Source organism: Nitrospina watsonii, assembly GCF_946900835.1.
Classification (GTDB): domain Bacteria; phylum Nitrospinota; class Nitrospinia; order Nitrospinales; family Nitrospinaceae; genus Nitrospina; species Nitrospina watsonii.
Genome location: NZ_OX336137.1, coordinates 591,627 through 611,932, shown reverse-complemented (window position 1 = coordinate 611,932; position 20,306 = coordinate 591,627). Strand labels below are relative to the sequence as shown.

General features: G+C 58.7%; 22 protein-coding genes. 15 read left to right on the top strand and 7 right to left on the bottom strand.

Annotated features, from left to right (window positions below):
* Positions 1–274: 274 nt before the first annotated feature.
* The gene (locus QML71_RS02725) at positions 275–727 is read right to left on the bottom strand and encodes a DUF4399 domain-containing protein (protein ID WP_282010366.1); all 453 of its coding nucleotides are present in this window, start codon (positions 725–727) and stop codon (positions 275–277) included.
* Positions 728–1,083: 356 nt separating this feature from the next.
* Here QML71_RS02725 and QML71_RS02720 point away from each other — a divergent pair, with 356 nt between their 5' ends.
* Together QML71_RS02720 and QML71_RS02715 are read left to right on the top strand one after the other, a co-directional pair.
* Positions 1,084–1,950 (top strand): phosphodiester glycosidase family protein, encoded by an 867-nt coding sequence (locus QML71_RS02720; RefSeq protein ID WP_282010365.1) that lies wholly within the window; start codon positions 1,084–1,086, stop codon positions 1,948–1,950.
* A 7-nt stretch (positions 1,951–1,957) separates the two neighbouring features.
* Positions 1,958–2,329 carry a winged helix-turn-helix domain-containing protein gene (locus QML71_RS02715; RefSeq protein ID WP_282010364.1) on the top strand — a complete coding sequence of 124 codons (372 nt, stop codon included), beginning with the start codon at positions 1,958–1,960 and terminating at the stop codon, positions 2,327–2,329.
* A gap of 182 nt (positions 2,330–2,511) precedes the next feature.
* Here the strand turns inward: QML71_RS02715 and QML71_RS02710 are convergent, their stop codons facing one another.
* The 3 genes from QML71_RS02710 to QML71_RS02700 all read right to left on the bottom strand — a co-directional run bounded on the left by QML71_RS02710 (position 2,512) and on the right by QML71_RS02700 (position 5,680).
* Positions 2,512–3,630, bottom strand: a complete 1,119-nt coding sequence (locus QML71_RS02710; protein ID WP_282010363.1) for a hypothetical protein — start codon at positions 3,628–3,630, stop codon at positions 2,512–2,514.
* A gap of 138 nt (positions 3,631–3,768) precedes the next feature.
* Entirely contained in the window at positions 3,769–5,295 is a 1,527-nt protein-coding gene (gene hutH, locus QML71_RS02705) for a histidine ammonia-lyase (RefSeq protein WP_282010362.1), read from the bottom strand.
* Between the two features lie 19 nt (positions 5,296–5,314).
* Positions 5,315–5,680, bottom strand: coding sequence for a hypothetical protein (locus QML71_RS02700; RefSeq protein ID WP_282010361.1), 366 nt, complete (start codon positions 5,678–5,680; stop codon positions 5,315–5,317).
* Between the two features lie 153 nt (positions 5,681–5,833).
* On the opposite strand from QML71_RS02700, the gene tyrS reads away from it, so the two are divergent.
* On the top strand, positions 5,834–7,039 hold the full coding sequence (gene tyrS, locus QML71_RS02695) for a tyrosine--tRNA ligase (protein ID WP_282010360.1): 1,206 nt from the start codon (positions 5,834–5,836) through the stop codon (positions 7,037–7,039).
* Position 7,040: 1 nt separating this feature from the next.
* Here the strand turns inward: tyrS and QML71_RS02690 are convergent, their stop codons facing one another.
* Positions 7,041–8,096, bottom strand: a complete 1,056-nt coding sequence (locus QML71_RS02690; RefSeq protein ID WP_282010359.1) for a hypothetical protein — start codon at positions 8,094–8,096, stop codon at positions 7,041–7,043.
* Between the two features lie 356 nt (positions 8,097–8,452).
* On the opposite strand from QML71_RS02690, the gene rpmH reads away from it, so the two are divergent.
* From rpmH to QML71_RS02655, 7 genes are all read left to right on the top strand, one after another.
* Positions 8,453–8,587, top strand: a complete 135-nt coding sequence (gene rpmH, locus QML71_RS02685; RefSeq protein ID WP_282010358.1) for a 50S ribosomal protein L34 — start codon at positions 8,453–8,455, stop codon at positions 8,585–8,587.
* 4 nt (positions 8,588–8,591) lie between these two features.
* On the top strand, positions 8,592–8,936 hold the full coding sequence (gene rnpA, locus QML71_RS02680) for a ribonuclease P protein component (RefSeq protein WP_282010357.1): 345 nt from the start codon (positions 8,592–8,594) through the stop codon (positions 8,934–8,936).
* Between the two features lie 48 nt (positions 8,937–8,984).
* Positions 8,985–9,197 (top strand): membrane protein insertion efficiency factor YidD, encoded by a 213-nt coding sequence (gene yidD / locus QML71_RS02675; protein WP_282010356.1) that lies wholly within the window; start codon positions 8,985–8,987, stop codon positions 9,195–9,197.
* A gap of 14 nt (positions 9,198–9,211) precedes the next feature.
* Positions 9,212–10,885, top strand: a complete 1,674-nt coding sequence (gene yidC, locus QML71_RS02670) for a membrane protein insertase YidC (protein WP_282010355.1) — start codon at positions 9,212–9,214, stop codon at positions 10,883–10,885.
* A 19-nt stretch (positions 10,886–10,904) separates the two neighbouring features.
* Positions 10,905–12,281, top strand: coding sequence for a tRNA uridine-5-carboxymethylaminomethyl(34) synthesis GTPase MnmE (gene mnmE, locus QML71_RS02665; protein ID WP_282010354.1), 1,377 nt, complete (start codon positions 10,905–10,907; stop codon positions 12,279–12,281).
* A 207-nt stretch (positions 12,282–12,488) separates the two neighbouring features.
* Positions 12,489–13,130: a sigma 54-interacting transcriptional regulator gene (locus QML71_RS02660; protein ID WP_282010353.1), complete on the top strand. Its 642-nt coding sequence runs from the start codon at positions 12,489–12,491 to the stop codon at positions 13,128–13,130.
* Complete coding sequence (locus QML71_RS02655) at positions 13,069–13,545, top strand: AAA-type ATPase lid domain-containing protein (RefSeq protein ID WP_282012571.1); 477 nt, start codon at positions 13,069–13,071, stop codon at positions 13,543–13,545. The genes QML71_RS02660 and QML71_RS02655 overlap by 62 nt, the downstream gene beginning before the upstream one ends.
* 223 nt (positions 13,546–13,768) lie before the next feature.
* Here QML71_RS02655 and QML71_RS02650 read toward each other — a convergent pair whose 3' ends face one another.
* Positions 13,769–13,972 carry a hypothetical protein gene (locus tag QML71_RS02650; RefSeq protein WP_282010352.1) on the bottom strand — a complete coding sequence of 68 codons (204 nt, stop codon included), beginning with the start codon at positions 13,970–13,972 and terminating at the stop codon, positions 13,769–13,771.
* Between the two features lie 406 nt (positions 13,973–14,378).
* Positions 14,379–15,230, bottom strand: coding sequence for a flagellin N-terminal helical domain-containing protein (locus QML71_RS02645; RefSeq protein ID WP_282010351.1), 852 nt, complete (start codon positions 15,228–15,230; stop codon positions 14,379–14,381).
* A gap of 190 nt (positions 15,231–15,420) precedes the next feature.
* Here QML71_RS02645 and QML71_RS02640 point away from each other — a divergent pair, with 190 nt between their 5' ends.
* The 5 genes from QML71_RS02640 (at position 15,421) to QML71_RS02620 (ending at position 20,290) form a co-directional block, all read left to right on the top strand.
* The gene (locus tag QML71_RS02640) at positions 15,421–16,017 is read left to right on the top strand and encodes a DUF8042 domain-containing protein (RefSeq protein ID WP_282010350.1); all 597 of its coding nucleotides are present in this window, start codon (positions 15,421–15,423) and stop codon (positions 16,015–16,017) included.
* A gap of 415 nt (positions 16,018–16,432) precedes the next feature.
* Positions 16,433–17,515 (top strand): hypothetical protein, encoded by a 1,083-nt coding sequence (locus QML71_RS02635; protein WP_282010349.1) that lies wholly within the window; start codon positions 16,433–16,435, stop codon positions 17,513–17,515.
* Between the two features lie 23 nt (positions 17,516–17,538).
* Positions 17,539–19,359, top strand: a complete 1,821-nt coding sequence (gene fliD / locus QML71_RS02630; protein ID WP_282010348.1) for a flagellar filament capping protein FliD — start codon at positions 17,539–17,541, stop codon at positions 19,357–19,359.
* A 3-nt stretch (positions 19,360–19,362) separates the two neighbouring features.
* On the top strand, positions 19,363–19,800 hold the full coding sequence (gene flgN, locus QML71_RS02625) for a flagellar export chaperone FlgN (protein WP_282010347.1): 438 nt from the start codon (positions 19,363–19,365) through the stop codon (positions 19,798–19,800).
* A gap of 19 nt (positions 19,801–19,819) precedes the next feature.
* Positions 19,820–20,290: a hypothetical protein gene (locus QML71_RS02620; RefSeq protein ID WP_282010346.1), complete on the top strand. Its 471-nt coding sequence runs from the start codon at positions 19,820–19,822 to the stop codon at positions 20,288–20,290.
* Positions 20,291–20,306 lie beyond the last annotated feature (16 nt).

The window sequence follows — 20,306 nt, the reverse complement described above, 5'->3', positions numbered from 1 at the left end:
AAAGCGCGAAGGCCGAAGCCTCCGCGCTTGCAATTTTGTATCCGATCCGGTCAACCCGGCAGGGTCTTACCGGTTTGTTTCTTTGATCCCGATCCGCTCATAATCTTCCGCCGTCAATTGCCCGCCGCTGGAAGAGGAAGAGGATGAAGAAGAGGAAGACGAGCTTCCGGAGCCACCCGAAGAAGCACACCCAACGAGCGTCAGAATCATCATGACTGCGAAAATCCGTGCTAATATTTTCATATCAGACTCCCAGAGTTTACGATTTTAAAACTTACTGAACAAAGACAACAATCGAATCCGAAACCGGAGGATCGTAAGGCACATGGTTGCCCTGGGCAAACAAAGCCTGAATCCGGTGCATGCCATCGCTGAGTTCAATGGTTTTACAGGTCGAGCCGTCACCCATGTGGATGTGGTTGCTGTCCTTCGGGATCGGCTGTCCGGCCGGCGGCAGATCCACATCGATGATCAGGTGATGATGTCCTTTACCGGGGTTGACGCCGTTCTTGGCCGGTTCCACCGTATAGCCGTTGGTCTCCATACAGATTTCAACCTGGTTGTCGACGCTGGAGGCAGTCCGTGGCTTAACGATTTTAACGCCTTTATTGTCGCCAGCGACCCGGTCCGCGGACCCCATGTCTCCACCACCGGAACCACCCTGGCCGGCACAACCTACTGCAAACATCAAAACCGCTAAAAACCCAAAACGAACCATTTTAGTCATGATAAAGCGCCCTTTCCTATGTGGGATGAGATTTTATATTCCTGGGAGCCTTCCTGAAAACGAGGCCCGATAATATCGATATTAAGATGTGAAGTCTGAATTCTTACGAAGTATCGCCATTATAAACAAAAAAATACCAAAATCAACCGAACCCCTCAAATAAATCCTTGAAATATCTATATTACCGCTTAATTTAAAGAAGACCGACGGGGCTTAAAACCCTCAAAAGGGCCAAGTTGAATGAACCCGGCAGGCCATGAGGTTCGAGCCGGTTTTTTGTTATAATTTAACAACCAGTTAGAAGATTCCGCCTCGTCCCGCAGCCGGGAGGGGTCGTCATCTGTGTTGGTGGATTCATGAAGTTCGGTACCCACACCCTGATCCTTGGCGCCCTGCTGGCAAGCCTGACACTGGGAGCCGGAGCGGCCACGAGTTCCGGCCCGAAGAACGGCAACCCGGTGCCCTGGGTGACGCTGGAGCCGGGCCTGCAACTCGGCACCTTCCTGTCACCGCGCAAATCCATCATCGGCGATTCGCTGGTGCGCGTGCTGCGCATCGACCCGGCCCATTTCCGGTTCCGCCTGCTCAACGCCTCGTCCGACCGCAACAAACGCCGCTCCGCCAAAGAGTGGGTGCAGGACCACAACCTCGTCGCCGCCATCAACGCCAGCATGTACCAGACCGACAACCTGACCAGCGTGTCGCTGATGAAAACCATCGACCATGTCAACAACACCTGGTATTCGAAAGACCGCGCCCTGCTGGCATTCCACCCGCAGGAAACCTCGCTGCCGCCGGTGCAGATTCTGGACCGCGACTGCCAGGATGTGGAATCGCTGCGCGAACGGTACCAAACGCTGATCCAAAGCATCCGCATGATTTCCTGCGACGGCGACAACGTGTGGAAGCAGCAGGACAAAATCTGGAGCACCTCCGTCATCGGCATGGATGCCGACGGACACATGCTGTTCGTGCATGTGCGCTCGCCCTACAGCACGCACGACCTCATCGACATCCTGCTGGAGTTGCCGATCCATCTGAAACGGGCGATGTACGTCGAAGGCGGCCCGGAGGCGCAACTGTTCATACAATCCGGCACCGCGCAGATGGAATTTTTAGGCAGCTATTCCACCGACTCGAACGAGAACGACGCCAACCGCATCGCCTGGCCCATCCCCAACGTGGTCGGAATCGAACGCATCCCGTCACCCAAAACCCCATGAGGTTTTCATGTCCGCATCGCCCTCCAACAAACCGGCGCAATTGAAATCCCGTTTCCGCATCACCCTGCACGGTGAGATCGCCCTCGGTCCGGGCAAGGTGGATTTGCTGGAAGCCATCGGCCGGACCGGATCGATCTCGGCGGCAGCGCGGGAGCTCGGCCTCAGTTACCGCCGCGCCTGGGGCATGGTGGACACCATGAACCAGTGTTTCAAAAAACCGCTGGTGGAAGGCAGCCAGGGCGGCGCCGGTGGGGGCGGCGCGCAATTGACGGCACTCGGACAGAGTGTCATCGACCAGTACCGCGCCATGGAAACCAAAGCCATGAAGTCGGTGCAGGCGGAATGGAAAGCCCTGCACAAACACCTCGACACAAAGTAACGACCCCTTCGGAGAAGGGGGAGCCGGCCCGGCCTGTCCGGCGCAGGCAGGCGTGCCCTCCGAGTCTGAATTGTCATTCTGAGCGTCAGCGAAGAATCTATGTTTTATTTTTTAAAGGAGGGTTCGACGAATAACCCCCGGCCCTTTCAAGACACAACCCGTTGCCTGCGGACGCAGTCCGCTCACCCCACCTTTTCGGCGACGATCTCGAATCCCAGAAATTGCAGCGGCAGGGTGTCGCCGGGATAGTAACTGTAGGCATCGGTCTCGTCGTAGAACTCGTGGTACTCGAAGTCCTCCACCACAAACCCCGCCTCGCGCACGTCCTCAACCAGGTTGTGGCAGAACTTGTCTTCGATATCGACCAGCGTTTCCAGGTAACCGGGAATCAGTTTGTCGCGGTACTCCGGCTTCCGCGCTTCTTTCAGAATGCGGTACTCGAGGTCGGTGTCCACGATCATCATGCGACCGCCGGGCTTCAACTGCTTCAGCGCCCATTTGAGAAACGCGCGGCGCTCGTCGCGTTGCAGGTGATGCAGAAACTTGCTGACCTGCATCCAGCCGAAAGTCCGCGACACCTGCAGCCCCTCCGGAAAGCGGGCATCGAGAATCTCCACATTGCTTTTGCCGATCTGTTCCTTGTAATGCGTGAGCGCCTCGATGATGAACGGCATCGAATCGCTGAGGTACAGGGTGGGATAATCTTCCGGCCAGTCGTGCAGAATGCTGAATCCCGTCAACCCCGTCGCCACATCCAGCACCGGTTCGTCCACCGGCGGGATGAGGTCGGCCAGACCCTGATCCCACGGAAAGTTTTCCGTCAAGACCAGGTACGTGCTGTAGCTTTCCGCCAGCATGCGCACCACCACCGGGTCTGCCGCCAACGCGGGGTCGTGACGGATGGCATCCGCCAGCGAACGGAACAGAAATTCCATTTGATGGTTCATGTCTGCCGCCGACAACCCGGCCAGTGGCGGGTCGAGATCGGCGCGCCGGTTGCCATCGATGTGATCGAGATTCAAAAACACCATCGGCCGCTCGTGCTGGACATAAACGAGGTCGGCGAGGTCGATCATGATTTCGGGATAGGCGTAGCGCAGGATCAGGTTGAAGCAGGCCTGATGGTGCCGTCCGCTGTCATCGTTGCAAAAGCCCAGGCGGGTGTTGAGGTATTCAAACAAATCCACCACGCACCGGTTCAACTGCGGCGCCGAGGACCGTTGCAGGCCGAAATACACCCGGCCGGAATCGGTGATCAACGACAACCGATCCGGACCGGTTTCAAAAATACGGGATTCCATACAGGAGAGTCCTTACAAAATGATGCAGGCGTGCCCTGCAACAAACGGAGCAATGCTCTCACCGCAAACGATGATCCGTGGGCCCATTTCTAAATTCACTCCGTTTCCTCCGGGTGCAGCCCGGCGGGCGTGGCCCGGTTACAGCAGGGGACCGGTGACTTTTTCCACCGCGTCCAGAATTTCATCATTGTCGATCAATCGGGCGACGGTTTCAATATCGGGATGCAGTTCGCGGTCGGTGTCCATGTGCGTCACCTGCTGGCGCAGGCGTTCGTACGCGGCCAGCGTGCCCTGCCCCGGCTTGAGGTTGGTGAACAGGTCCATCGCCTGCGCCCCGCACAACAGCTCGATGGCGGCGACGTGCTTCACGTTCCCCGCCACATGCGCCGCCTTGCGCGCGCCGATGGTGCCCATGCTGACGTGGTCTTCCTTGTTCGCCGAGGTGGGGATGGAGTCCACCGACGCGGGATGCGCCCACGCCTTGTTTTCCGAAACCAGCGCCGCTGCCGTGTACTGCGCGATCATGAAACCGGAGTTGAGGCCGCCGCCTTCGATCAGAAACGACGGCAGGCCGCTCAGGTTCGGGTTCACCATACGCTCGATACGCCGTTCGGAAATGTTCGCCAGCTCCGCCAGCGCAATGGTCATGAAATCCATCACCAGCGCCACCGGCTGGCCGTGAAAATTGCCGCCACTCAGCACCTGTCCGTTTTCGAACACCAGCGGATTTTCCGTCGCCGAGTTCATCTCCGTCTCCAGCACACGCCGCACATGGTTCAGCGTGTCGCGCGTCGCGCCGTGCACCTGCGGCACGCAGCGCAGCGAGTACGCGTCCTGGATCTGGTCGCAGTCCTTGTGCGAGGAAATGATTTCGCTGCCGTCGGTGATCTTGCGCATGTTCGAGGCGGTATCGATCTGCCCCGGATGCGGCCGGATGTGATGAATGCGTTTGTGAAACTGCGTGTTGGTGCCGAGCAGCACCTCCAGGCTCATGGCCGCGGCGATGTCCACGATCTTTGCCAGCTTCAGGCCACGGCACAGCGTCAGCGCCCCCAGAGCCGTCATCACCTGCGTGCCGTTGATCAGCGCCAGGCCTTCGCCTTCCGCCAGGGTCACCGGCTCGATGCCCGCGCGCCGCAACGCTTCCGCACCGTCCAGCACCTCGCCCTGATACGTCGCCTTGCCGCGCCCGATCAGCACCAGAGACAGGTGCGCCATGGGGGCCAGGTCGCCGCTGGCGCCCACCGATCCCTGCTGCGGCACCACCGGCACCACGCCTTGGTTCAGCATCGCCAGCAGGGTGTTCACCGTTTCCAGACGCAGGCCGGAATAGCCCTTGGCCTTGCTATTCGCCATCAACAGCATGGTCATGCGCACCACTTCTTCTTCGAAAGGAATGCCCACGCCGGCGGCGTGGCTCATCAATACATTGGTCTGCAGGCGGCGCGCATCTTCCTGTGACACCACCACATTGCTCAACGCTCCGAAGCCGGTGGTCACGCCGTAAATCATTTTGCGATCGCGCACGGCGGCATCGATCTGTGTGCGGGAATGTTGGACCCGTTTTCGCGCCTCGCGGGTGAGGCCCACCGGGATGTTGTCCCGGATGGCACGGACCGCCTGCTCCAGCGTCAGGTTGTTGCCGTCCAGTTCCAGTAATTTCATGGGCGCTCCCAGCCGGGTGTCAACGCCAGTTCCAAAAAGCCCGGCACAACATGTAGAAGGCGGCGATCGTTGTCGGCAACACGTAAGGCACCGCTTCGAAGGCCTCCCCCGTCGTCAACGTATAAAAGGAAAACACAACGCGGGTGCCATACAGTCCGATGAGGATGACCGTCAGCACCTTACCCCCCTTATATATAAAATACGACAGCGCACCGAACAAAACCAGCGCCAACGCCGTGTAGCCCGCCGCTTCGGCAACACCCAGGTTGAACGGCGGTAGAAACACATACACCATGCCTACGTAAAGCAGGTTGAAAACGAAAAACGCCCACCCGGCCTGACGGTATTTTTTCAGGTGCGTTGCGGAAAGCGGTTGGGCCGTCATGCGGGTTTCGCCGAGGAGATGTGCGGACAAACACGAGAGCGGCGGATGCGGGGAATGCAAAGACGTTGCAGTGAAACCGGGGGTGTGCTAGCTTGCATCATTCCGATTCCGCCCGGAACCGGCCCCTTCCCATTCGTTATACGATAGACCATCATGTCGCCAGTCGAAGAACAGTTGAAAGTCATCAAACGGGGCACCGTCGAGATCATCGACGAAAAAGAGCTCGCCCGGATTCTTGAGCGGTCCATTAAAACAGGCAAGCCCCTGCGCGTCAAGGCCGGGTTCGATCCCACCGCACCCGACCTGCACCTCGGCCACACGGTGCTGTTGCAGAAAATGAAACACTTCCAGCAACTCGGTCACGAAGTGGTGTTTCTGATCGGCGACTTCACCGGCATGATCGGCGACCCGACCGGCAAATCCGAAACCCGCAAAAGCCTGACCGAACAAGAGGTCGCCGAAAACGCCAAGACTTATCTTGAGCAGGTGTACAAGATCCTCGACCGCGAGCGCACCACCGTGCTGTTCAACAGCGAGTGGATGGGTCCGTTCAGCGCCACCGACATGATCAACTTAGCCGCCCGCTACACCGTGGCGCGCATGCTGGAACGCGACGACTTCACCAAACGGCTCAACCAGAATCTACCGATCTCGCTGCACGAATTGATGTACCCCCTGGTGCAGGGCTACGACTCCGTCGCCATGAAAGCCGACGTGGAGCTAGGGGGCACCGATCAGAAGTTCAATTTGCTGGTGGGACGCGACCTGCAACGCGCTTACGGGCAGGAACCGCAGGTGGTGTTGACCATGCCGTTGCTGGAAGGCACCGACGGCGTGCAGAAGATGAGCAAAAGTTTGAACAACGCCATCGGCATTCTGGAACCGCCGGGCGATATCTTCGGCAAGATCATGTCCATTTCCGATGACCTGATGTGGCGCTATTACGAGTTGTTGAGCGATCTGAACGTGCAGGAGTTGGAGGCGCTGAAGCAGCGCGGTAAAACGGAGAATCCGCGCGACATTAAAATCGAACTGGCGAAAGAGATGGTGGCGAAGTACCACTCCGCGGAGGATGCGGAGCGGGCGGTGGAAGAATTCAAAAACGTGTTCAGCAACAAGAATCTGCCGACGGACATCCCCACCGTGCCCGGCTGGGGCGACGAAGCCCGCGACATCACCAGCGTGCTCGCCGGGTTCGACCTGTGCCCAAGCACGTCCGAAGCGCGCCGCCTCATCAAGCAGGGCGCCGTCACCATAGACGGCGAACGCGTCTCCGATGAAAAAATGCAACTGCCGGGCAACCGCGACACCCTGATCAAAGTCGGCAAAAAACGTTTTCTGAAAATCGCCGCGCCCTGACTCAGCGCTTGCTGCGGACTTTCTGTCCCGGCAGCAGCGGCTCGGTCTGCTTGATCACCCGCGCCGTGGACGTGTTTTCCTGCGTGGACAGCACAACCAGTTCGCCGATCACGTGTGCCGTCAAATCCGCACCGAACCAGCCGTCCCGTTCCGGCACCATGTACACCTCGAAACGATCGCCCACGCCCACGTTGTGCATCGCCCCCTTGTCGAGGTACACCTCATCTCCGTAAGAACTGAAGATGCTGCTGGTGCGATCGTTGCCGATGAGGAAGCCCTCGATGTTCTTGGGCTGCGGCTCATGTTTGACTTTCAACATTTCCGGTTTTTCGCGGGGCATGGGAATCAACCAGTCGCCTGCCACAATGGGATGAAACCCCCGGGTGACCTTCAACTTGGCGACGCCGCTTTCGGGAACGATATCCACCACTTCCACAACTCCCTTGACGACGAACTTCTGACCCACCGCGTCCTGGCGGAATTCCAGGGAGTAGGCAAACTCACCGTTGTAACCGAAGTCCAAAGAATTGACCTCGCTGCGGTCGGTGATGCCAAACATGACTTTGGGATGACGCACCGTTTCCCGGTCATCAACGAGCCGGAACTCGTCGCCGACCTTCACATTAACCCGGCCGTCGTCACCTCTTTCAAACTCCGCAAAGATGTATTGGGCCGGGCTGAACGCAATATGATGACGCACGCCCTGCACCACTTCGCCGACCGGCTCCACTTCCGGACCGACATGGCCCAGGCGGAAATACGTATCATAGGTGATCCAGGTGTCTTTCTTTTTGCCGGGCGCGACGCGGACCTCGCGTTTTTCCTTGGCGGGCGGCTCCGTGTCGGTCTGCCCCACCAGGCCGCGGGACAACACCACCGGATACAGAGGATTCATTTTGGCGACCTGAACGCCGTGCTCGTTCGAGCTGTGCTCGTTCGAGCTGTGCTTGTTCGCAGCGGATTCCACGTCGGAACCCTGGGCCCAGACAGGCAATCCGTTCAAAGTCAAACCTACCGCCACAGCGACGGTCCAGAGGATACGGGCTTTACGGCACATGGGGGATACCTTTCCTGAAATTGATCCGGTGCAAACCATTATTTAAAAACTCTTTGAAAACGCTTGGGTTCACTGCTTTTTGGGAGTGAAAACAGGATAGCAGAAAACGCCGGTTTGTAAACAAAATAGTTCCCACAACCTGCTTGTTTTCAATTATATATAAACTCATCCCGCGGCAAATGGGGGCGTCCCCGCCGGGTCCGGCTTAAAAACCTTGGTTTTATTTGGATTTCCCTTGACAAAGCCGCGCCCCGGGTGGAATAATTGAGGCCAATTCCCGAGTGCCTCAAAAAATACCATAACCATTTAAAAAGCAAGGGATTACGCAGGCAATACCGGCCTGCCGGAAACGCATTATGAAACGAACCTATCAACCCAAAAACATCAGACGCAAACGCACCCACGGTTTTCGGGCAAGAATGTCCACGGTGGGTGGACGCAGGGTGCTGTCCAACCGGCGGCGCAAAGGACGGAAACGCCTGGCTGTATAAGGCGATGCCGAATCGATCTTTTGAGAAGCACGAGAGATTGTTGCAACGTCCCCAGTTCCAGAAGGTCATGGCCGAAGGTCGCAAACAAAGAGTGGAGGATCTCTGCACTCTTTTTTATTTGCCCAACGGTTTGGAGCACCATCGGCTTGGCATCATTGCCTCGAAGAAAATCGGCAACGCCGTGGCCCGCAACCGGGCCAAGCGCAAAATCCGTGAAGTCTTCCGCCACCAGAAACAGATCGCCTCGACAGGCATGGACATCGTGGTGATCTCCGGCAAAAACCTGGTCCCCCTGCCCTGCCCGATTCTCGAAACCAAACTGGTCAGTATCTTTCGTAAAATGAAATAACCCGAACGGCAACCCGGTCGCATCCTTCCAGACACGTTTAGAACCGTCATGATCCGATTCCTTTTCAAACAATGCATCCGTGGATACCAGCGGGGGATCGCGCCCTTTCTGCCGCCGGCCTGCCGCTTCCACCCCACCTGTTCGGAATATGCCTGGCAAGCACTGGATCGGTATCCCCTGTTCAAGGCGGCGTATCGGATTGTAATCCGGCTGCTGAAATGCCATCCCTACCACGAGGGCGGGCACGACCCGGTCCGATAAGCGGAGATTGAATCTTGGAAAACCGATTGTTGCTGGCCTTTGTGTTGTCGCTGGGGGTGTTCGTCGTCTGGGGTTGGGTGATGGCGCAGTTCCAGCCGCCACCGGAAGAAGTACAGAAAACCCAGACCGTGCAGAAGCAGAAATCCTCTGCACCCACAACCCAATCCACGGATTCCCTGACCCCGTCCACCCTGGGCGAGCCGGAAAGTGGCAGCGTGGGAACGCCGCGGGACGATATGTCCACCGGGTTCCCCGACAGCGGCACCGCGCCCAAGGCGTCCATCCAGCAGGGCGAAGTCATCGAAATCGAGACCGAATCGGTCACCTACCGGTTTTCAACGCAGGGCGGGGTGCTGACGCACGCGCTGCTCCGCAAGAATAACAACCTCGACGGCGAACCGCTGAACCTCATCCGCCACCCGGAAGGGTCGCTCTACCCGCTGACGCTCATCACCGGCGAGCCGGAACTGGACCAGATCCTGCGCAACGGGCATTATGAGGCATCAATGCAATCGTTGATCCTGACGCAGGACAGCCCCGAAGGCGAGATCACGCTGCACCTCAAGCACGAGTCGGGACTGGAAGTGGTGCGGCACCTTTCGTTTGAATACGGCAAGCCGCTGTTCAAGATACGCACCCAGATGCGGGCGCCGCCCTTTGAAGGCAAGAACCTCAAGTACGCCGTGGTGTGGGGTCCCGGAATCGGCGGCGCCGACACGGCGGGCCCCAACTTCATCTCCTTCTCCGGCCCCACCACCTTCGTCAACAACCAGCGCATTGAAAATCCCGCAGCAGACATGACCCACACCGTCACCCACAAGGGCGACCTGGTGTGGACGTCGTTCCAGAATAAATACTTCGCCGCCGCGCTCATTCCTGAAAACGGCGTGCAGTCCGGTTTCGTGCAGAAGGTCGATGACGAAACGCAGTACGTCGGCCTGAATTTCGAGTCGGTGCAGGCCGCCGCCTCCGCCAGCTACCTGGTGTACGTCGGCACCAAGGAACTGGAGCTTTTGGAAAGCCTCGAGCACAAGCTGGTGCGGCTGATCGATTACGGCTGGTTCGGCAACAAGTTCGCGTTTCTCGTCAAACCCATTCTGAAATGCCTCAACTTCTTTTACGATCTGGTCGGCAACTACGGCTGGTCGATCATCCTGCTCACCTTCGTCATCAAGGTGTTGTTTTTCCCGCTGACGCACAAGAGCTTCAAATCGATGAAGGGCATGCAGAAGATCCAGCCCTACGTCAAGGTCTTGCAGGAACGTTACAAGGACGACCGGCAGAAGATGAACGAGGAGATGATCGGCCTCTACCGCAAGCACAAAGTCAACCCATTGGGCGGCTGTTTGCCGATGCTGCTGCAAATCCCGGTGTTCATCGCGCTCTATCACGCCCTGTTTTTTTCCATCGAGCTGCGCGGCGCGCCGTTCATGCTGTGGATTCAGGACCTGTCGCAGAGCGATCCCTACTTCGTGACGCCGGTACTCATGGGCGCCACCATGTTCCTGCAACAGAAGCTGACGCCGACGGTGGCCGATCCCGTTCAACAGAAAATTTTCCTGATGATGCCGATCATCTTCACGTTCCTGTTCATCACGTTTCCGGCGGGACTCGTCATCTACTGGACCGTGAACAACCTCCTGACCATCAGCCAGCAGTACTACATCTACCACGTCGCCAAAGACTGATCGTCTGGGAGGGGCCGTTATGGACGACACCATCGCCGCCATCGCCACTCCATTAGGAGACGGAGGCATCCACATCGTCCGCATCAGCGGACCCGATGCCTGGCCCATCGCCTGCCAACTGTTCCGTCCCGCGCCGCCCCAAACGCTGGAAACGATCGAACCGCTGAAAGTCGCGTTCGGCCACATCCACGACCCCGCGACCGGACGCATCCTCGACGAAGTCCTGCTGACACGCTTCGTGAAGCCGCACAGTTACACCTCGGAAGACGTGGTGGAGATCCACGGTCACGGCGGCGCCTTTGTCGCCACGCGCATTCTGCAAGGCGTGCTCGATCAGGGAGCGCGCCTCGCCCTGCCCGGCGAGTTCACCCGCCGCGCCTTCCTGCACGGACGCCTCGACCTCACCCAGGCCGAAGCCGTCGCCGACGTCATCCACGCCGCCTCGGACAAGGCCCTGTCAACCGCGCTTTCACAATTGCAGGGCGAGCTGTCGCGCTCGCTCAACGCACTCTACGACCGGCTCTTGGCGGTGCTGGCGCAACTGGAAGCGGCTATCGATTTTCCGGAAGAGGGACTGGAGTTCGAACGCAAGCAGGCCATGGCCCAACAGGTCAGCGCCGTGCAGAAAGAAATCGATGCACTCATCGCCACCTTCCGCGCCGGACGCATCTACCGCGAGGGGTTGAACGTCGCCCTGGTCGGCAAACCCAACGTCGGCAAATCCAGTCTGCTGAACGCCCTGCTGAAAGAAGACCGCGCCATCGTCACCCCGCACCCCGGCACCACGCGCGACGTGCTGGAAGAACGCGTGCGCATCCGCGACCTGCATTTGAACATCGTCGACACAGCGGGCATCCGGCATCAGCCGGAAGTGATCGAGGAAGAAGGCATCAAACGCACGCGCCGTGCCCTGGGTCAGGCCGACCTGGCGCTGGTGCTGCTCGATCTCTCGATGCCGCTCGACGCCAACGACGACATGCTGCTCGATGCCGTCGGCGCCACGCCGCGCCTGATCGTGCTCAACAAATGCGACCGGCCGCCGCAACTGGATACGGACGCCCTGGCAAAACGCTTCCAGGATGAAACGCCGTTTCCCATCTCCGCCACCACCGGCGAGGGGCTGGACGCATTGATCGACCGCTTGCACGCACGCATCCTCGCAGGCGCGCCGTCCGGCGAGGGCGCCCTCATCACCCGCGAACGCCACCGCCAGGCGCTGGCCGGCAGCCGCGACGCCTTGCAACGCGTCACCGAATCGCTCAACGGCGATCTGTCGGAAGACCTCGTCGCCGTCGATCTCAACACCGCGCTCGAACACCTGGGCGGCCTGCTCGGCAAAACCTTCGTCGAAGACCTGCTCGACCAGATTTTCGACGATTTCTGCATCGGCAAGTGACCGGGCACCGCCCGGAGGGAGCACTCACGGAGTAATGAGCTGGGCAAGGTCAGAAAGGAAATCTTCTCTTTATCTCGCATTGTGCAATTTGCGGCATCCCAATGATCAGCCATTTAGTTTCAATCAGTTATAAATATATCGTTAGAAATCCAACATTTTTTGACAAAATTTTGACATTCCGGGATTTTTGTATAAAATACTGACTTTATGGGGCTTAAACTTCAAAGCGATTCTTATCATTTAATAGGAAAGAGCGACGCCATCGGGGTGGTGTACGACCTGATCGAGCGCGCCGCCGACTCCAACAGCACGGTCATCATCACCGGCGAAAGCGGCACCGGCAAGGAACTCATCGCCCGCGCCCTGCACCACAACAGCCGCCGCGTGGACAAACCCTTCGTGCCGGTCAACTGCGGCGCCATCCCGGGCGAGTTGTTGGAAACCGAGTTGTTCGGCCACGAAAAAGGCGCCTTCACCGGGGCGGTCAACCACCGCGTTGGTCGCGTCGAGCTGGCGCAGGACGGCACGGTGTTCCTCGATGAAATCGGCGACATGCCGCCGCTCTTGCAAGTGAAGCTGCTGCGCGTGCTGGCCGAAAACGAAATCGATCGCGTCGGCGGCAACAAGCCGATCAAGATCGACGTGCGCGTCATCGCCGCCACGCATCGCAACCTGGAAGACGCCATCCAGCAAGGCCGCTTTCGCGAAGACCTGTTTTACCGCCTGAACGTCATCCCCATTTCCATCCCCCCCCTTACGCCAACGCAAAACCGACATTCCTTTGTTGGTGAATCACTACCTGCACGTGTTCAACGAACAAAAGTGCAAGAGCGTCACCGGCATCAGTGACGCGGCGATGGAGATCCTGTGCAATTACCCGTGGCCGGGCAACATCCGCGAGCTGGCGAATTTCATGGAGCGCATGGTGGTGTTGAGCACGGGCAGCACGCTGACCCCGCGCGACCTGCCGGAGAAGGTGCTGGGCGAGGTGCCGCGCGAGCAATGGGAACCGCTGGTGCAGGCCGAACCCACGGAAACCCCCGCCGAGTTCCTGCGCAGCACCCTGAACACCTCGTGCTTTGTCGGCATCCCCGACGAAGGCATCAATCTGAAGAAAATGGTGGAGGATTTCGAGAAGGAATTGATTCTTGAGGCGCTGGAGAAAACGGACTGGGTGAAGAACAAAGCCGCCGTGCTGCTCGGCCTCAACCGCACCACCCTCGTCGAAAAACTCAAGAAGATGAACATCCAGCGCGAGGACTGACCCGGCTGAGCCGGGAGGCAATGGGGTAATGCATTGTGGGCGCACGCTGATCCGCCAGCCCGTTCCCAATAAAACCCACACCGTAGAATCCAACGGGCTACAGAACTTCACGCCACGCCGGGTTTCCCGGTGTGCTCCCCTGAACAAAAATCGAGTGAAGCCGGAACCATGATGTGCGGCGGCGCGCCAGATGGGGGGCTCGCCGCAGGCGGGAAAAACCGCGTCAGCCTTCGATGCGGGCGTAGGCCAGTTCCTTGGCAATGCGGATGGCCTCTTCCACGAACTGCTTGTAGGCCCGGTCGGTATCCTTGTGCTGGGTCTGCTTGACGATCTTCTCGCCGTTGGCGTCGATCACCAGGTCCAGCACGTTGATGCCCGGGGTGACGTGGTGCTTGCGGATTTCAATCTTGATGGTGTTGACTTCCATTTCTTAATCTCCGGATATGCGCTGAGTATCTTTGGAATTAAGGGTTTTAAGTATCATTTCAACGCCCCGGAATCAAGCGCAATTTTCCCCAACCCCTCTATGACAAGTGCCCGGCCCCACTACGTGGGGAGGAAACAGGGTCATGCTTTGCGGGCGGACGATGGGATGTTGGAAGTGGATGGACACCCCCTTCTCCGAAGGGGGCTGGGGGGCTTGTACCTTTTCGGTTTGTCATCCAGAACGCAGTGATGGATGACTTTTAAAGAATTGCATTGACCATCGAAATCCTTCGCTGACGCTCAGGATTCAATCGGAAGAATCCCCCTAACCCCCTTTACAAGGGGGAACCGGGTGATGCTGCCCAGCCCGTCCCAAATACAAGCCGTTTCCTCTCCCTGTAAGGGAGTCAGGTATTGATGTTGAGCAGGCGGCCCACCCGGTTTTCGTTGGACCGGTTCTGGATGCCGAGCGAGCGGATGGACGCCTCCAGCCGCGTCAACTCCTCGGTCAGTTGGGAGATGGCGCGGGCGATGTCGGTGCCTGCGATGGCTTCTTCCGCCGCCGACAGGTTGACGATGGTGTCGCGCGTCGTGGCGGCGGTCACGGCCAGGCGGTTGGACACCGCTCCCACGTTGGCGCGGGTCTGGTTGACGGTCGTGAGTGCCGTGTCAATGCTGTCGATGGCCGTCAGCGCACCGCTCACCGTGGAAATGTCCGTGCCCGCCAGGCCCAGGGTCGTGGTGTCCGTGGCCTCGACCACGTTCAGGTTGATCTGGTCTTCCGGCCCGCTGCCGGAACCCACCTGGATGTTGACCTGATCGGAGGACCCCGGAGCCAGCTCGCCGTTCAGCAGGTTCTGGCCGTTGAATTCCAACGACTGCGAAATGCGGTCGATCTCGCTCAGCACCTGCTGAAACTCCGTATTCAACAGGCCGCGTTCGGTGTCGCCCAGAGTGCCGTTGCTGGCCTGCACCGCCAACTCCCGCCCACGCTGGGCGAGATCGTTGATGGTCGCGAGGCCTCCTTCGGCCACATTGATGAAGTTCGAACCGGTTTCGATGTTGCGGCTGGCCTGCGACAGAGCGCGGATTTCCGCATTCAACCGGTCGGACAAGGCCAGCCCTGCGGGATCGATGCCCGCGTTCACGATGCGGTTGCCGGACGCCACCTGCGCCAGCGTGGTGCGCACGCCGGACCGGTTGCGCTGAATCAGGTTCAGCAATCGACTGGTGGTATCGGAATCAATGGAACTGGCCATGGCTCGCTCCTTCCTCTTATGAGGCGTCGTAAAAATCTTTGACTTTATATTCAAAGTTAATAATATTGAGGCAGGATGTCAAATTGGCCGCACGCTGGCGACGCCTTCCGGCCCCCGGTCACCCATCCCGCTCGCTCTCTCCGGCGGCGATGGTCTTCTTCCACCCTCAACACACCATCCAGGTCTCCGCATGAAAATCTATATCAACGGCACCGAAGACAGCTCTTCCTACGAACATGCCAAACTGGGCGATCTGCTCGAACACATCCAGAAAGAAAAACTCCAGGACGACCAGTTCCTGTTCAAAATCCGGGTCAATGAAGAAAACATTGAATTCGGGTCCGATGAGTTGAAGGAAGCCCCCACCGAAAATATCCACAAGCTCGAAATTGAAACATCGACCATGAACGACATGGTCAACGAAAACATCGACAATGCCATCGGCTACCTGGAACGCCTGATTCCCGGCCTCGAAAAAGTGGCCACCATGTTCCGCGCCGGCGACCAGCAGGAAGCCAACAAACTGTTCGTCGATGTCGTCGATGGCATCGACTGGTTTTCACAACTGGGCGAATTGGTCGTGCAAGCCCGGCAACTCGATGTCAACCAAACCGAATACAACGGCAAAACCCTGGCCGACCGCAAACAGGAACTGGTGACTTTGACCCAGGGCGTGCTCGAAGTCCACAAGAAGCAGGACTGGGTGCGCCTCGCCGACCTTCTGGAATACGAGTTCCTGCCTTACTACAAGGACTGGCTGACCGTCCTGCCCCAACTCAAGAACTGATCCCCCTGTTTTTGTTGACCCTGCCGCCTCCGGCACCCGGTCCGGCTACCCGCCTGACGTTTAACTTCCCTGTAATCAAAGCTTTAAAAATAACCTGGAATTTTTTTTATTTTTCCCTCAAGTCTTATGTAAATCCTCCGTTAAGAGAATTAGGGTAATTGTGCGCTGAATGGATGCACCCGGCCCAATATCCAACCAGACCCTTTAAAAACAATTCTTTGAATGTTTGGGTCCGGTTCATGGAAGTATTCATGGGTATGGGATAAAGCGCCCAGCGTTGGATCGTCTTTTATTTTTTTTCAACGCATCCGGGACAAAACAATAAAATTCGCCTATACCTCTTAACGGTCGTAAAAAATAAGACTTTAATGCTAAACCGGGCGGCTTCAAAAAAAAGTCCGGAAAGCAGGCAACCATGGCAGAAATCGACAGCAGTTTCCCATTCAATCGGCTCGGTCTTCCCCGTTTTGGGGAGAACAACGACGACGAGAACAACGGCGCGATCAGCCGGCTGCGCCGGGCGCAGGAGGAACGCGCGGAGCGGAGAGAGGAAGACCGCCGCGTCAATCAGGTGCAAGACCGGGTGAATGCCACGCCACGTCCGCAACCGGGCGAGGTGCGCCTTGCCGAAGATGTGGTGCGCCGCGAGGCGGAAACCGCTCCGGCTCCCCGAACGAATCTGGAAGTGGCCCGCTCCGTGGTCGGGGAGGTGGATAATGAAACGGGTCTGCGTCTCGATGCAAACAATCCGGATGCCCCGAGGCCGTTCAGCCCCATCGAGCAGGCCATCGCCGCCGTCATCCGCCGCCCCGGCAACCTCGAATTGCGGCCACAGACCAATGGCGTCCTCGGCACCGAACCGGGAGGGGAAGGCGCGGCGGCGCGGCTTCTGTTGCCGCCGGAACCGCAGGTGTTGGACCGGGCTCTGCCGCAACCGCCCGAACCGGAATCGCAGGTGCTGGACCGGGCTCTGCCGCAACCACCCGAACCGGAGCCGGAACCGCAAGACCCTCTGCTCCTGCAGCAAGGCAACCTGCCGCCTGTCGGCGCCACCGAACCCCGGATTCTGGCCCAGGAACAACCCGACTCCAACATCGAACAACTGACGGAAAACCCGGCCGCGCTGCGTTCCAATTTTCTGGAAACGGCCCCGGCCCTGCGCGCCAACCGCGAACTGCGCGACCTGCTTGCGGAACCAGACAGCGCGGATGACGAGACCGGAGTCCTCCAGCAAGCCAACAACAACCTGCTGCTGAGCGACCCGGAACCGTTCGTGCTGCCGGGCGCCCAACTCGATGCCGTCACGCCGCCGACCGCGGAAGCCATCGGCACGGAACGGGTGGAGCAGAACCGCATTGAGCAGGCGGAGGAACAGGCCGAGGCGCGCCGTGCCCGGCGGGAGGAAGAAGAGGAAGACCGGAACGAAACCCGTCCCCGGCCTTTGAATCCGGAAACCCAGTTGACCCGGCGCGGGCTCAACATCAACCAGTTTATTTAAACCAGAATCTGCGGGAACCGAACATGGCCATCGCCGGTCTCAGCAATTCAATCGTCAACACCTTCAACCTGACCCTGACAGGCAGGTTGAACCTCAACGCCAAGCTGTCGGCAACAGGGAGCGCCGCCCCCGGCACCCCCTTGCCGAACCGGGCGGATATTTTTACCGACTCTTTTTTATTCGTCGATCGGGGCTTCCCGGTGATCGACGACCTGCGCGGTCCGTTGTCCGCATTGCGCGTCGCCCAGGGCGGCCGCTTCCTGACCGAAACGTTTCAGGATTCGGGCCTGCCCGCGCTCGACGAGTTCAATAAAAAAAACCGGTTCGTGCAATTGCAGAGCGACGCCTTGCAGGACCTGCGGACACGACTGCAACGCTTGCAGAGTTCCGTACAGACCCTGCGCGAAACCGGGGCGCTGAACCTGTTGACCGGGTTTTCCTCAAACCCCGAGGTGGTGGAGGTGACTGTGGACAACACGGCATCGCTCTCCCGGTTCGAACTCAAAGGCATTCAGCAGGCAACCCGGGAACGGCTGGTGTCCGACGCGCAATCGCTCGGCGCACTGGGCCTCAGTGGAAGTTTTTCCATCAACGGCGTGGAGGTGACAGTCACCGTAGGCGACACCCTGCTCGACATCGCCAACAAGATCAATCGCGGTGAGGACACCAACGGCAACGGCACCCTCGACGGAGCGGAAGATTTCAACGGCAACGGCTCGATCGACATCATCGAAATCGAACCCACCGAATTTTTCGAAGGCCTGTTCGTCATCGAAGACCGCAACAACAACGGCGTGCTCGATCCCTCGGAAGACGCCAACGGCAATGGCCGGCTCGATGGAGGCACCGCCGAGACCGGTGTCACCGCCACCCTGTCTGCCGACAACCGGCTGGAACTCACGGCGGCGGAAGGCGAACGCATCACACTGGACGACACCGATGGCCTGCTGCTGCAACTGGGATTCTTCACGCTCAACAGCCAGGGCGTTTCGGTGCAAAAAGAAAAACAACTGGTGACGGTCAACGGGCAGGTGCAGGACCTCAACCAGTCCGCACGAAATGCGGCGATTGAAATCGACGGACGTACCTTCCAGAGCGACACCAATACTTTTGACAATGTGCTGAACGGTGTGACCCTCACCCTCACCGGAACCTCGAACGAGTCGGTGCAGGTGCGGGTGCAGGTCGATGCCAGGGCGGCGGCGACGCAGATTCGATCGCTGGTCGATCGTTTCAACGACACGATCACCGCCTTCAATAAGATTCTGGGAGGCGACCGGCTGTTCGCGCGCGACCTCGATATCCAGACCCTGCGCAACGACCTGATACAAAACTCGCAGGGTGTCCTGCGCCGGGTCAACCAACGGGATGCGCGCACGCAGAGCCAGGCAGGATCGCAGCAGGACAACCGGTCGCTGGGCATCGACAGCGTGAACGTGGGCAAGACCTCATTTCAGGAAGTGGGTCTGACCAATGCGGTGCGCAGTCTGCAGGACAGTCCCTCGACCCTGTTCAAGCATGTCGGCAGCAAACTGTTTCGGGAATTGTCGGCCATCGGCATCCGCTCCGAATTCGACGATACGTTGAAAATCAACCGTCCCCAGCTGGAACGCGCCCTGCAGCAGAACCCGGGCAAGGTTTTTGATATCCTTACGCGTGAAGACGGTGGTATTTTGTCCAGCATCGAACCGGTTCTGGAGAAGGCGCTCAGCGGCAATCTGGGCGTTCTTGATTTCAAACAGGAACAGATCCGGGAGTTGTCGCAGGTGCCTTCCAAGGTAGCGGAGTTGTTTCAGCAGAACTCCAGCAACGACCTGCTGAGAAACCTCATTGCGGTGGTGTGACCGATGTCATCCAGACAAACAACCCAGATTCTCGAAGGGCTCCAGTCGCAGAAAACCGGATACGCGCAGCTTCTGGAACTCGCGAAAAAACAGAAAGCCGCCATCGACACGGACGATGAGACCCGCCTGTTGCAATTGATTCAGAGTAAAGAACAACTCCTGCGGGCCCTACGCGAAACCGAGCAGACACTGAAGGAAAGCTCGGACAGTCTTTCCAATGAGGCAAAAAAAGCATTGCCGCCCCAGGCTAAAGAATTGCAGAACGAAGTGCTGAGGCTGATGGAACAACTGATCCAGATTGAAAACGAATGTGCGGAAAGCCTGAAGTCGAAAGCGCTGGGCACCCGCGACGAACTGGCGGACCTCAAAAACCGCAAGCAGAGCATCAAGCAGTACGGCATGCCTGGCACCAAGGGCACGGAGTTTTCCGGGGACGCCTGATTAAGGAGAGAACGGCAACATGGACTTCAACGTTGGCAACGTATCGCGTGCGTTCCAGGTGTACCAGAACCAGTCACGCATCGCGGACCTCAACCGGCAGAGCAACCTGCGCACGGCACAGGTGCAGGCGGACCGGGTGAGCCTGTCCACGGAAGCGCAGCGCCTGTTCGAGGCAGGTCTGACGCGGAAGGAACCGCCGCCCGCCTCCTCTCATATTAAAAATATCAGACCGGCCTCTTTCACTCCTTTGCAAATTCAGGCCGCGGTGCAATCCGCGCCCGCAGTGGCAGCCCAGGCCGTTCCCAAAACCGGGCCCCAACCCGCCGCCGCCCGCACCCCATCGACCCCCGCGCGCGACCAGAACGAGCCGGTGGACCGGATTCCCGATCTCGATCTGCTCGACCTCCTCAATTTCGCCAACGCGCAGGATCTGGACGACACGGACAAAGACGCCGAAAACCCGGCTTCCCGCCGCGGCCGCCGGGCCTGACAAACGCCCTGCGCCC

What these genes read in the sequence shown, in the direction of transcription:
- mnmE (WP_282010354.1), top strand. Translation starts at nt 10,905, where the DNA reads ATGGACGACACCATCGCCGCCATCGCCACTCCATTAGGAGACGGAGGC.
- QML71_RS02710 (WP_282010363.1), bottom strand. Translation starts at nt 3,630, where the DNA reads ATGGAATCCCGTATTTTTGAAACCGGTCCGGATCGGTTGTCGTTGATC.
- fliD (WP_282010348.1), top strand. Translation starts at nt 17,539, where the DNA reads ATGGCCATCGCCGGTCTCAGCAATTCAATCGTCAACACCTTCAACCTG.
- QML71_RS02635 (WP_282010349.1), top strand. Translation starts at nt 16,433, where the DNA reads ATGGCAGAAATCGACAGCAGTTTCCCATTCAATCGGCTCGGTCTTCCC.
- QML71_RS02650 (WP_282010352.1), bottom strand. Translation starts at nt 13,972, where the DNA reads ATGGAAGTCAACACCATCAAGATTGAAATCCGCAAGCACCACGTCACC.
- QML71_RS02640 (WP_282010350.1), top strand. Translation starts at nt 15,421, where the DNA reads ATGAAAATCTATATCAACGGCACCGAAGACAGCTCTTCCTACGAACAT.
- yidD (WP_282010356.1), top strand. Translation starts at nt 8,985, where the DNA reads ATGATCCGATTCCTTTTCAAACAATGCATCCGTGGATACCAGCGGGGG.
- QML71_RS02725 (WP_282010366.1), bottom strand. Translation starts at nt 727, where the DNA reads ATGACTAAAATGGTTCGTTTTGGGTTTTTAGCGGTTTTGATGTTTGCA.
- QML71_RS02720 (WP_282010365.1), top strand. Translation starts at nt 1,084, where the DNA reads ATGAAGTTCGGTACCCACACCCTGATCCTTGGCGCCCTGCTGGCAAGC.
- hutH (WP_282010362.1), bottom strand. Translation starts at nt 5,295, where the DNA reads ATGAAATTACTGGAACTGGACGGCAACAACCTGACGCTGGAGCAGGCG.
- tyrS (WP_282010360.1), top strand. Translation starts at nt 5,834, where the DNA reads ATGTCGCCAGTCGAAGAACAGTTGAAAGTCATCAAACGGGGCACCGTC.
- QML71_RS02700 (WP_282010361.1), bottom strand. Translation starts at nt 5,680, where the DNA reads ATGACGGCCCAACCGCTTTCCGCAACGCACCTGAAAAAATACCGTCAG.
- QML71_RS02645 (WP_282010351.1), bottom strand. Translation starts at nt 15,230, where the DNA reads ATGGCCAGTTCCATTGATTCCGATACCACCAGTCGATTGCTGAACCTG.
- QML71_RS02620 (WP_282010346.1), top strand. Translation starts at nt 19,820, where the DNA reads ATGGACTTCAACGTTGGCAACGTATCGCGTGCGTTCCAGGTGTACCAG.
- QML71_RS02660 (WP_282010353.1), top strand. Translation starts at nt 12,489, where the DNA reads ATGGGGCTTAAACTTCAAAGCGATTCTTATCATTTAATAGGAAAGAGC.
- rnpA (WP_282010357.1), top strand. Translation starts at nt 8,592, where the DNA reads ATGCCGAATCGATCTTTTGAGAAGCACGAGAGATTGTTGCAACGTCCC.
- QML71_RS02690 (WP_282010359.1), bottom strand. Translation starts at nt 8,096, where the DNA reads ATGTGCCGTAAAGCCCGTATCCTCTGGACCGTCGCTGTGGCGGTAGGT.
- rpmH (WP_282010358.1), top strand. Translation starts at nt 8,453, where the DNA reads ATGAAACGAACCTATCAACCCAAAAACATCAGACGCAAACGCACCCAC.
- flgN (WP_282010347.1), top strand. Translation starts at nt 19,363, where the DNA reads ATGTCATCCAGACAAACAACCCAGATTCTCGAAGGGCTCCAGTCGCAG.
- QML71_RS02715 (WP_282010364.1), top strand. Translation starts at nt 1,958, where the DNA reads ATGTCCGCATCGCCCTCCAACAAACCGGCGCAATTGAAATCCCGTTTC.